This is a genomic window from Bacillus sp. JJ634 (assembly GCF_036962285.1).
Lineage (GTDB): Bacteria > Bacillota > Bacilli > Bacillales > DSM-1321 > Peribacillus > Peribacillus asahii_A.
Genome location: NZ_JBALMU010000209.1, coordinates 383 through 10,791, shown reverse-complemented (window position 1 = coordinate 10,791; position 10,409 = coordinate 383). Strand labels below are relative to the sequence as shown.

General features: G+C 37.2%; 9 protein-coding genes and 1 riboswitch. Of the genes, 6 read left to right on the top strand and 3 right to left on the bottom strand.

Annotated elements, in window-relative coordinates; translation table 11 throughout:
* Window positions 1-128 precede the first annotated feature (128 nt).
* Window positions 129-572, top strand: a complete 444-nt coding sequence (locus V7068_RS22025) for a MarR family winged helix-turn-helix transcriptional regulator (RefSeq protein ID WP_499714558.1) — start codon at window positions 129-131, stop codon at window positions 570-572.
* Window positions 569-1,777 carry an MFS transporter gene (locus V7068_RS22020; protein ID WP_499714557.1) on the top strand — a complete coding sequence of 403 codons (1,209 nt, stop codon included), beginning with the start codon at window positions 569-571 and terminating at the stop codon, window positions 1,775-1,777. Before V7068_RS22025 ends, V7068_RS22020 begins: the two co-directional genes overlap by 4 nt.
* A gap of 123 nt (window positions 1,778-1,900) precedes the next feature.
* On the opposite strand, the gene V7068_RS22015 is transcribed toward V7068_RS22020, so the two are convergent.
* Window positions 1,901-3,190, bottom strand: a complete 1,290-nt coding sequence (locus V7068_RS22015) for an NCS2 family permease (RefSeq protein ID WP_499714556.1) — start codon at window positions 3,188-3,190, stop codon at window positions 1,901-1,903.
* A gap of 40 nt (window positions 3,191-3,230) precedes the next feature.
* Window positions 3,231-3,330: riboswitch (purine riboswitch) on the bottom strand.
* A gap of 614 nt (window positions 3,331-3,944) precedes the next feature.
* On the opposite strand from V7068_RS22015, the gene V7068_RS22010 reads away from it, so the two are divergent.
* Window positions 3,945-5,396 (top strand): NAD(P)-binding domain-containing protein, encoded by a 1,452-nt coding sequence (locus tag V7068_RS22010; RefSeq protein WP_499714555.1) that lies wholly within the window; start codon window positions 3,945-3,947, stop codon window positions 5,394-5,396.
* A gap of 168 nt (window positions 5,397-5,564) precedes the next feature.
* Here V7068_RS22010 and V7068_RS22005 read toward each other — a convergent pair whose 3' ends face one another.
* Complete coding sequence (locus V7068_RS22005; RefSeq protein ID WP_252287940.1) at window positions 5,565-5,936, bottom strand: winged helix-turn-helix transcriptional regulator; 372 nt, start codon at window positions 5,934-5,936, stop codon at window positions 5,565-5,567.
* 206 nt (window positions 5,937-6,142) lie between these two features.
* Here V7068_RS22005 and V7068_RS22000 point away from each other — a divergent pair, with 206 nt between their 5' ends.
* The 3 genes from V7068_RS22000 (at window position 6,143) to V7068_RS21990 (ending at window position 9,535) form a co-directional block, all read left to right on the top strand.
* On the top strand, window positions 6,143-7,318 hold the full coding sequence (locus tag V7068_RS22000; RefSeq protein ID WP_499714554.1) for an MFS transporter: 1,176 nt from the start codon (window positions 6,143-6,145) through the stop codon (window positions 7,316-7,318).
* Between the two features lie 83 nt (window positions 7,319-7,401).
* Window positions 7,402-8,244, top strand: coding sequence for an aldo/keto reductase (locus V7068_RS21995; RefSeq protein ID WP_499714553.1), 843 nt, complete (start codon window positions 7,402-7,404; stop codon window positions 8,242-8,244).
* A 148-nt stretch (window positions 8,245-8,392) separates the two neighbouring features.
* Window positions 8,393-9,535 carry an NADH-dependent flavin oxidoreductase gene (locus tag V7068_RS21990; protein WP_499714552.1) on the top strand — a complete coding sequence of 381 codons (1,143 nt, stop codon included), beginning with the start codon at window positions 8,393-8,395 and terminating at the stop codon, window positions 9,533-9,535.
* 84 nt (window positions 9,536-9,619) lie between these two features.
* Here the strand turns inward: V7068_RS21990 and V7068_RS21985 are convergent, their stop codons facing one another.
* Window positions 9,620-9,961 carry a zinc ribbon domain-containing protein YjdM gene (locus V7068_RS21985; RefSeq protein ID WP_499714551.1) on the bottom strand — a complete coding sequence of 114 codons (342 nt, stop codon included), beginning with the start codon at window positions 9,959-9,961 and terminating at the stop codon, window positions 9,620-9,622.
* Between the last annotated feature and the right edge of the window lie 448 nt (window positions 9,962-10,409).

Below are 10,409 nucleotides of genomic sequence, written 5' to 3'. Positions count from 1 at the left end.
ATCCTATATTTTGAACCATAACAAATTTTATGTAAAAATTTGTTACTCCATAGACACACACGTTGAATTCTGTTATATTAAATTAGTTACCTTGAGTAATAATTACCTTAGCTAACTATATACAGGAGGTGTTTCCCATTCAGACATTTCAAAAATTCTTCCACCAATTCACGCTTTTATACCGCCCTTTTGAAAACAAATTAAATATACTGCTTAGCCAGCATCAGATCCAAAGAGCGCAATGGACGATTTTATACTATTTATCCCTTAACGGTTCCATAACGCTTGTAGAGCTTTCTAATTATTTAAGCGTAGAAAAGCCTACCGTTACTAGAACCATAAATCGCCTAGAAGAATTAGGATATGTTGAGCAAATTCCAAGCAAGGACAAAAGGGAAAAAAGAATACAGCTTACAGAGCTAGGCAAAGAAGTATACAAGCATGTCCGTATAACAATTGATCAATTTGAGAAGGACATTTTAAAAGGAATCTCGGAACAAGAGCAACTCAATGCTATCCATATTATGAAGGAAATACACAATAATCTTATAGAATGGGAGGATAAAAATTGACTTCATCAAGACCTAAACTTTGGACAAAAGATTTCATTATTGTTTCCTCTGTTAATTTTCTCTTAACGTTAATCTTTTATTTATTAATGGTTACCATTGCAGTGTATGCCGTGAATGAATACCATGCTTCCACAAGCCAAGCGGGACTTGTAACAGGAATTTTTATTATTGGGACGTTAATTGGACGACTATTTATCGGCCGTGTTCTTGATTTGATTGGCCGAAAAAGAACATTAATTATCGGCTTAATCTTCTTTACTTTGACGACATTTTTATACTTTTTAAATTATGGCATTGCTTTCTTACTTTTTAATCGTTTTATACATGGTGTAACGTTAGGAATGGCAAGTACAGCGGCTGGTACAATTGTAGCCCAAATTATCCCGCAAACAAGAAAAGGAGAAGGGATTGGCTACTTTAGTATGAGTGCAACACTCGCTACCGCAATTGGTCCTTTTATTGGGCTATATATGGGCCAACATACAAGCTTCCAAATAATTTTTAGCTTCTGTCTTTCTTTAGGGATAATTAGTTTAATTACCGCCTTCTTTGTATATGTACCGATATTAGAGAAATCAACAAAAAAACCAGAGGTAAAAGGATTCAAACTTTCTGATTTTATTGAGCCTAAGGCACTGCCCATTGCATTTGTTACGCTGGCAGTAGCCTTCTGTTATTCCAGTGTTCTTTCCTTTATCAACTTCTATGCAATGGAAATTAACTTGGTCAATGCAGCTAGCTTTTTCTTCATTGTATATGCTGTTGCAGTATTAGTTTCACGTCCTTTCACAGGCCGCTTAATGGACGTGAAGGGAGCAAACATTGTGATGTATCCTGCCTTTGTTTTCCTTGGAGCTGGGTTGCTGCTTCTTAGTACAGCAAATAACAGCATCACTTTATTATTATCTGGTGCCCTTATCGGTCTTGGGTTTGGTAATATGCAATCCTGTACTCAAGCTATTGCCGTAAAATTGACTGAATCTCATCGCATGGGGTTAGCTACATCGACTTTCTTTATCTTTCTAGATGCAGGACTAGGTTTCGGTCCTTATGTACTTGGGTTTATTATCCCAATGACTGGCTATAGAAATTTATATATCATTTTAGGTATCTTCAGCCTAGTCGCATCTATTCTTTATTCCCTTCTGCATGGTAAGAAAGAAAAAATGATAAGATCTGAATCTGAACATCGAATTTCAGCTTAAGAAAGACAGGAAACGGGATACCCTAGATAGGTATCCCGTTTCACTTTCCACCATTTAGTATAATACGATTCACTATATTGGTGTTATTCATAAAGCATGTGTATTATGAGAATATCCCATGCCTTAATGCCCTGGAAAAAAGGCCATCTGAATGATAAAAACAATTCCGAAAAGATAAATGATTGGATGTACATCTTTCCCTTTACCACTTACAAGCTTGATGATTGGATACGTAATAAATCCAATTGCAATTCCAGTTGCAATACTTCCCGTTAAAGGCATAGTCAAAATAACCGCAAAAGCCGGGAATGCTTCATCAAATTCCTTCCAATTGATTTTCGCTAACCCTTCCATCATATAACAGCCAACAATGATTAAAGCCGGAGCTGTAATAGCTGAAAGTGATGAAATAGCTGCTACTAATGGTGAGAAAAATAGGGCAATCAAGAAAAGAATCGCAACTACAAAAGCAGTCAGGCCAGAGCGCCCTCCAGCTGCCACTCCTGACGATGATTCAACATAAGCACTAGATGGACTCGTACCTAGCGTCGCACCAACGGTTGTCGCAACAGCATCTGCAGCAAGAGCTGATTTAGCTCTTGGCAGCTTTCCATCTTTCATTAGACCCGCTTGCTCCGCTACTCCAACCATTGTTCCCGTTGTATCAAAAATAGTAACAAGCAAAAAGGCAAACACTACTGTATATAACGAATTCGAAAAAACACCTGTAATATCTAAATCAAAAAATACAATTGCCGGTGGTTTGGATACAACACCTTCCATTTGTAACATCCCCGTAAAATAACCGATAATTGCCGTAATAAGCATACCAATAAACAAAGCACCCTTTATTTTACGAGCAATTAAAATGAACGTGATAAACAGGCCAACAATCGATAAGATTGTAACAGGCTTATGTAAATCACCCAAAACCACAACTGAATCAGGGTCCGCTACAACAATCCCCGACATTTTCAATCCAATAAATGCAATAAATAAACCAATCCCTGCTGTAATTCCATATTTTAAGGAAGTAGGCATCGATTCAATAAGTAATTGACGAAATTTAGTCAACGACAAGATGATGAATAAAATCCCTGCTAAAAAAACCGTACCAAAAACAACTTGGTAACTTACTCCTTGGGTAGCAACAACGCTTGTAAAATAAGCATTCATCCCCATACCAGGAGCAATGGCAATCGGATAATTTGCCAAGAGAGCCATGATTAATGTTCCAATAGCTGCAGCCAAAATGGTCGCAATGAATACTTGATTAAATGGCACACCCGCAGCGGACAAGATGGCAGGATTCACAACAATAATGTAAGCCATCGTTAAGAAAGTTGTAAAACCAGCTAATAGTTCCGTCTTTACATTCGTTCCCAATTCACGCAATCTAAATAAACGTTCCATATATCCTCCCTAATAAAAGAAATTCCTAACTATAAATGGGCAGATTGAACTACCCATTCGTAGTTAGGAATTTTCGGCTCCTAGTAGAAACTCTCAGACCGTATCACTGAGAATATACGAATGAACATGATTTTTCTTTTTTATTTTTTAACTCCGCAAATTATATTAAACGAATATTAAAATTACGTCAATACACATCGTTCGTTTTATTATGTTTATTTTCACCATTGACGAGTTTAATTTTAGATAACAGTATAAAAAACACGAATAAAATCACCTAAACTATAGGGTTCGCTTCATTAGGTATCGATATACCTTTTTTATCAAAGATTAAAGCATTTACCACAAAAGTTACCTATCCAACAATTACTATGTCATATTTTTTAACACAAAAACATTATTTTTGATTATTTTACATTTCCCCTTAACCTCTACTTTATCCGTTATGACAAAAAAGTTATAAATCTAATATATTTGCACAATAAAAAAAGGGGGTTTTGGATGAAATTACAATGAAATGTAAAAACAAACATGATAATATAAGAACATAAACGAAATAATGTTATAAAAAATGACATCACTTAGTATATTAGTTAACAGAATATTTTGTTTCTTATTCTTCTCAATAATGAATTCTAATTTAAAGAAAAACACTTTTTATACAGTTAAAAAAGCCATTATTACAGATTGAAACGAATGAAAGAAAGGAATTAGAGTATCGATTAAACATACAATTGAAAGGAATGAACAAACTATGGGATTAGAGGCTTTAAACGAACAAGTAAAAAGAGACCTTTCCTATCTTGCCTTTGGAGGTGAAGATTGGGTTCGCCCACTCAATCATTCTGAAGGACATGTTTATGATGTAGTCATTGTCGGCGGCGGTCAAAGTGGCTTAGGTGCTGCTTTTGGTCTTATGCGTGAGCGAATATCTAATATCCTTGTAATCGATGAAAACCAGGAAGGCCTAGAAGGCCCTTGGGAAACCTACGCTCGTATGATGACATTGCGAACACCCAAACATCTAACCTCCATTGACCTCGGAATCCCTTCGCTTACCTTCCGTTCATGGTGGGAGGCACAATTTGGATTAGAGGGCTGGGAACAAATCGTGAAAATCCCCCGCGGTGACTGGATGAATTATTTACGCTGGTATCGAAAGGTTCTCAATCTCCCCGTCATGAATGAAGTAAAGCTTAAGCTCATTGAACCTACAGACGAAGACATTCACCGATTGCATATCGAAGGGCCAGGAGCTCCATCTAATCTATTACTTGCACGTAAAGTCATTCTAGCTACTGGTATTCAAGGTGGCGGTGAATGGCATGTACCACCTATGATTTCCGAGAAGTTACCACGTCAGCTTTATGCTCATACCTCTGAATTTATTGATTTTGAAACACTTAAAGATAAAAAAATTGGGATCTTGGGAGGCGGTGCCTCGGCTTTTGATAATGCCAATTTTGCACTATTGCAAGGTGCAGCCGAAGCACATGTCTTTGTTCGTCGCAAGGAGCTTCCACGCATCAACCCAATTCGCCAGATGGAAGTCTCAGGGATGGTTGAACGTTTCCATAGTCTATCGGACACCGATAAGTACGCTGCTATGGCTCACTTCTTTAAACATAATCAACCACCGACTAATGATACTTTTGAACGTGCATCCTCGTGGTCTGGTTTCCAGCTGCATATAGGAGCACCTTGGGTTAATGTAGAAGAAGCAGACGAAGGTGCGGTAGTCACTACGCCTCAAGGAACGTTCACCTTTGATTTCCTCCTCATCAGCACTGGTCTTCTAACTAATCCCGCTTTACGTCCAGAATTGAGACTAATTGAAAACTATATTGCTCGCTGGGAGGATCGATATAAAGCACCAGAGGAGATAAGCAATCCTTTGCTCAATGCTCATCCTTATCTCAGTCCTGGCTTTGCTTTCCTGAGCCGTGATGAAAGGAATAAAAAGTTCCTTCATGGAATTTTTGCTTTTAACTATTCAGCCTTAATCAGTTGCGGTATTTCAGCCTCTGCGCTTTCGGGTATGAGGTTTGGTATCCCTAAGCTTGTATCAGCCGTAGCAGATCAGCTTTTCCTAGATAATCGAGAGGAAATTCTGCATAACTACTTTACTTATAGTGAACTTGAGTTTGTCGGTGAATGGCCAAAAAAAGGGCAGGCACTTAATGCTACTCTAGCTTCCCAGAAATAAAAGATTCTGTCTTAAAGACTTGAACAGTGCCTGACCTATGACAAGTGGAACATTTAAATGAATACCTTTGTACAATATCACTAAAAAAAGGCTTACTGTTGTGTATATACAGCAGTAGGCCTTTTAATTATTTACAGCCAAGGATTTCTTGATAAAGCTAAGATCTCCTTACTTCAAATGTTCATTTAAAACATTCTCTTCTAACACAGCAAATTTATCACCGTATACTTTCATAATATGCTTTTCTCCCCAAGCACAAAGAGAATCTAAAATACTTTGTAAACTCCATCCATATTCACTTAACTCATATTCCACTTTCGGAGGAATCTGATTATACACAATTCTATTAATTACCCCATCCGCTTCTAATTCACGTAATTGCTGGGTTAACATCTTCTGAGTAATATCTGGCATAAGACGTTTCAATTCACTAGTTCGTTTCTTTCCGTGTGTTAGATGACATAGAATCACACATTTCCACTTCCCGCCTATCACTTCTAATGTCGCTTCTACCGATATATTGTATTTCTTTTTCTTCATAATTTCTCCTCCAAATTAATAGGTACCTAAAAGTACCTATAGAACTTTCAGGTACCTATATTACTTTAAAGTACGTACTTTTCTTTAATTTACATATATCCCATAATAACATTTGCCAGTTAAAAGTTATCGTATTCATTAATTTATATAGTTTACTTTAACTGACTTCATTCATACAGTGTCACAATCATTTTGGAGGGAAAAAAATGTCTATAGATAAAAAAAGAAGTACATTCGCACTACTTGCATTAGCAGTCAGTGCATTTGCAATTGGAACGACAGAATTTATTAGTGTTGGTCTACTGCCTCTCATCGCGAAGGATTTACAAATACCTGTTACAACAGCCGGTTTAACCGTTTCTTTATATGCTTTAGGAGTAACATTTGGAGCACCTATTCTCACCTCTCTTACTTCGAGGATGTCACGTAAAACTTTATTACTTTGGATTATGATTATTTTTATTATAGGAAACAGTATCGCTGCTGGAGCTTCCAGTATTGGGGTTTTACTCGCAGTCCGTGTGATTTCTGCCTTTTCACATGGTATTTTCATGTCCATTGGCTCCACGATTGCCGCTGATTTAGTACCAGAAAATCGGCGAGCTAGTGCGATATCCATTATGTTCACTGGGCTGACAGTAGCTACCGTTACAGGTGTTCCATTCGGAACATTCATCGGTCAGCAATTCGGCTGGAGAATGGCCTTTATCGTCATAGTAGCGATCGGTGTTTTTGCACTAATCGCAAACAGTATCCTGATTCCAACTAACCTGCGAAAGGGAAAACGTACAACACTGCAGGATCAGTTCAAGTTGGTAACAAACGGCCGCTTACTGCTTATGTTTATCATTACCGCTTTAGGCTATGGAGGAACATTCGTTGTCTTTACTTATTTATCACCATTACTGCAGACTATCACAGGATTTAAGGAAGGAACCGTTGCAGTGATTCTGTTTATTTACGGTATTGCGATTGCAATTGGTAACATGATAGGCGGAAAGCTATCTAATCAAAATCCGATTAAAGCATTATTTTATATGTTTATTGTACAAGCTGTTATACTATTTATCTTAATGTTCACAGCACCATTTAAAATAGCAGGATTAATGACCATTTTCTTAATGGGACTTATGGCTTTTATGAATGTGCCAGGCTTACAAGTCTATGTAGTCATGTTAGCAGAGCGTTTCGTACCAACAGCAGTGGATGTAGCATCAGCTATTAACATCGCTGCATTTAATGCTGGAATTGCGCTTGGATCCTATTTAGGTGGGGTTATCACAAACTCTATCGGACTAATTCACACTTCTTGGATAGGAGCACTAATGGTACTAATGGCCGCAATGCTTACAGGTTGGAGTAGAATTCTTGAAAAAAGATAAATTAAAGGAGGTGGTTGACTCAATGCTACACAAATATAAAACAACTTTATTTTCTTATAACAACAAATGGAGGTTTATTGATAATGATTAGAAACTTACAAGATACAACAACTTTATATAACGGTGTTAAAATGCCTTGGCTTGGTATTGGAGTATTTAAAGTAGAAGAAGGCCCTGAATTAGTGAATGCTGTTAAATTCGCCATTAAACATGGATATCGTAGTATTGATACAGCTGCCATTTATGAAAATGAAGAAGGCGTTGGCCAAGCTATCCGCGAAGGGCTGGGTGAAACGGGCATGTCTAGAGAAGAATTATTTGTTACATCGAAAGTGTGGAATTCTGATTTAGGTTACGAATCAACGATTGCCGCTTATGAAACAAGCCTCAAGAAACTTGGTCTAGATTATTTAGATTTATATCTTATTCACTGGCCTGTAGAAGGGAAATACAAGGAAGCATGGCGAGCATTAGAAACTCTTTATAAGGAAGGGAAAGTAAAAGCAATCGGCGTAAGTAACTTCCAAATCCATCATCTTGAAGACTTAATGAAAGATGCGGAAATTAAGCCGATGATTAATCAAGTAGAATATCATCCACGTTTAACGCAAAAAGAAGTTCAAACCTTTTGTCAAGAACACGGAATTCAGTTAGAAGCTTGGTCACCTCTAATGCAAGGTCAATTACTGGATAACCCGGTTCTACAAAAAATTGCTCATACACATAATAAAACCATCGCTCAAGTTATTATACGTTGGGATTTACAAAACGGTGTTGTAACCATTCCGAAATCTACGAAAGAACATCGAATTGTTGAAAACTCTGCTGTATTTGACTTTGAGTTAACGAAAGAAGAAATGCAGAGAATTGATGAACTAAATGAAAATCATCGAGTAGGACCAGACCCTGACAACTTTGATTTTTAAACTATAGAACATCCCAAAATAGGCGCTCCCCTTTCATAAGGTAGCGTCTATTTTTAATAAGACTCAGCTTATTAGCTAAGCATAACATTGTAAAAGATTTATTTTATTTAGTATGTTAACTATATCCTAATGAAGGGGGAAAGTAAGCATGAATAAAAATGACCAACATTTATTATCTCCATATACATTTGCAAATGGAGTTGAGTTAAAAAATCGAATTGTTATGGCGCCTATGACAAACTTCTCGTCTAATCCGGATGGAACAGTAACAGAGGCAGAAGTAAATTATTACGCTCGCCGCTCTAAAGGAGTCAGCATGGTGATTACTGCTTGTACATATGTTACTCCAAACGGAAAAGGGTTTCATGGTGAATTTGGTGGTGACAGTGATGAAATGATACCAAGCTTAAAGCAGTTAGCAAAAGGAATTAAAGATCAAGGTGCTAAAGCCGTCTTACAAATGTTCCATGGTGGAAGAATGTGTCCTCCAGAGCTAGTCCCTAATGGTGAAATTGTAAGTGCAAGTGATATACCTGCAGAAAAAAGCGGTGCTTCAACAGAAGAACCAGCTGTAAAGCCAAGAGCTTTGACAGAATCAGAAGTTGAGGAGATTATTCATGCTTTTGGAGAAACGACTCGACGTGCGATTGAAGCAGGATTCGATGGAGTTGAAATTCATGGAGCAAACGGATATTTAATTCAACAATTCTTCTCCCCACATTCTAATCGTCGTGAAGATCGATTTGGGGGTAGTCTCGAAAAGCGTATGACCTTCCCTTTAGCAGTGGTAGATAAGGTAAAGAATGTAGTTAAGGAGCATGCTCAATCTCCGTTTATTGTTGGATATCGTTTTTCACCGGAAGAACCAGAAACACCGGGAATTACGATGGCGGATACACTAGCCTTAGTAGACGCTTTAGCCGATAAAGACTTAGATTATCTACATGTTTCATTAACTGAATTCTTTTCTACAGCTAGAAGAGGCGTAGATGATGTCAATAAAACACGCATTGAATACCTGCTAGAAACGATTAATAATCGAGTTCCTCTTATCGGTGTAGGTTCTATTTATTCTGCTGATGATGCTCGTAAAGCATTTGAGACAGGCGTCCCTTTACTAGCACTTGGTAGAGAGCTAATTATTGACCCTGATTGGGTGCAAAAAGTAGCAGAAGGAAGGGAAGAGGAAATCGTAACACAGATTGACAAAAGTAAACAGGAACAATTAGTTATACCTGATCCATTATGGAATGCCATTATTCATACACCAGGCTGGTTTCCAGGTATTTAATTAAAATAGGTCAGCCCCCAAAAACCTTGAAGAATCATGGTATCTAGTTTTAGGGGCTGATTATTTTGTATATTAAAATCACATTTATATCTTTTTAACAAATTCAGACTTTAATTTCATCGCTCCAAAACCATCAATTTTACAATCAATATTATGGTCTCCATCGACTAAACGAATGCTTTTCACTTTTGTACCTTGTTTTAAAACCGATGAACTTCCTTTTACTTTCAAATCTTTGATAACCGTTACCGCGTCTCCATCGTTTAAAACATTTCCATTTGAATCTTTGACAACCTTCTGCTCTTCGCTATTTTCATTCTCCAAGCCTGGCGTCCACTCATGAGCACATTCTGGACAAATTAAAAGGCTGCCATCTTCATAAGTATATTCTGAATTACATTTTGGGCAATTTGGCAAATTTGACATAACTCTATTTCCTCCATTCGTAATCGTTTACTCTCCTAATGTATAAGTTAGTTTCAATTCCCTTTTTGCTGCTTCATAGGAAGAGCTACTACGAACTTGAAATTTACAAAAAACAGATAGAGAGTTCCCTATATGCTTATATACTGTCATAATCCTCCTAAATTGACAAGCCTCCCCTTCTACATTTATTTCTGTATATCAAAAGCAATTTTATCCCCTGCCCCATATGAGTCAGGAAACCTTTACACTATTATTGCCTTTTATTATGCCAGCTTACATATCGTATAGATTTATTCATACTAAAGAATACTAAGCATACAGATTTATCGTTCAAATGATAGTGACACTTAGCTCATGAAGTGAATTTTTTTATTGGAATATTCACAGTTGCTGTAGTCTCTGTTTCCGTTGACTCCATTATTATATGCCCATCATATTTATGAACTAT

Bases quoted from the DNA above. Each gene is read 5' to 3' on its own strand.
- V7068_RS22015 (WP_499714556.1), bottom strand. From the start codon at position 3,190: ATGGAACGTTTATTTAGATTGCGTGAATTGGGAACGAATGTAAAGACG.
- V7068_RS22010 (WP_499714555.1), top strand. From the start codon at position 3,945: ATGGGATTAGAGGCTTTAAACGAACAAGTAAAAAGAGACCTTTCCTAT.
- V7068_RS22005 (WP_252287940.1), bottom strand. From the start codon at position 5,936: ATGAAGAAAAAGAAATACAATATATCGGTAGAAGCGACATTAGAAGTG.
- V7068_RS22000 (WP_499714554.1), top strand. From the start codon at position 6,143: ATGTCTATAGATAAAAAAAGAAGTACATTCGCACTACTTGCATTAGCA.
- V7068_RS21995 (WP_499714553.1), top strand. From the start codon at position 7,402: ATGATTAGAAACTTACAAGATACAACAACTTTATATAACGGTGTTAAA.
- V7068_RS21990 (WP_499714552.1), top strand. From the start codon at position 8,393: ATGAATAAAAATGACCAACATTTATTATCTCCATATACATTTGCAAAT.
- V7068_RS21985 (WP_499714551.1), bottom strand. From the start codon at position 9,961: ATGTCAAATTTGCCAAATTGCCCAAAATGTAATTCAGAATATACTTAT.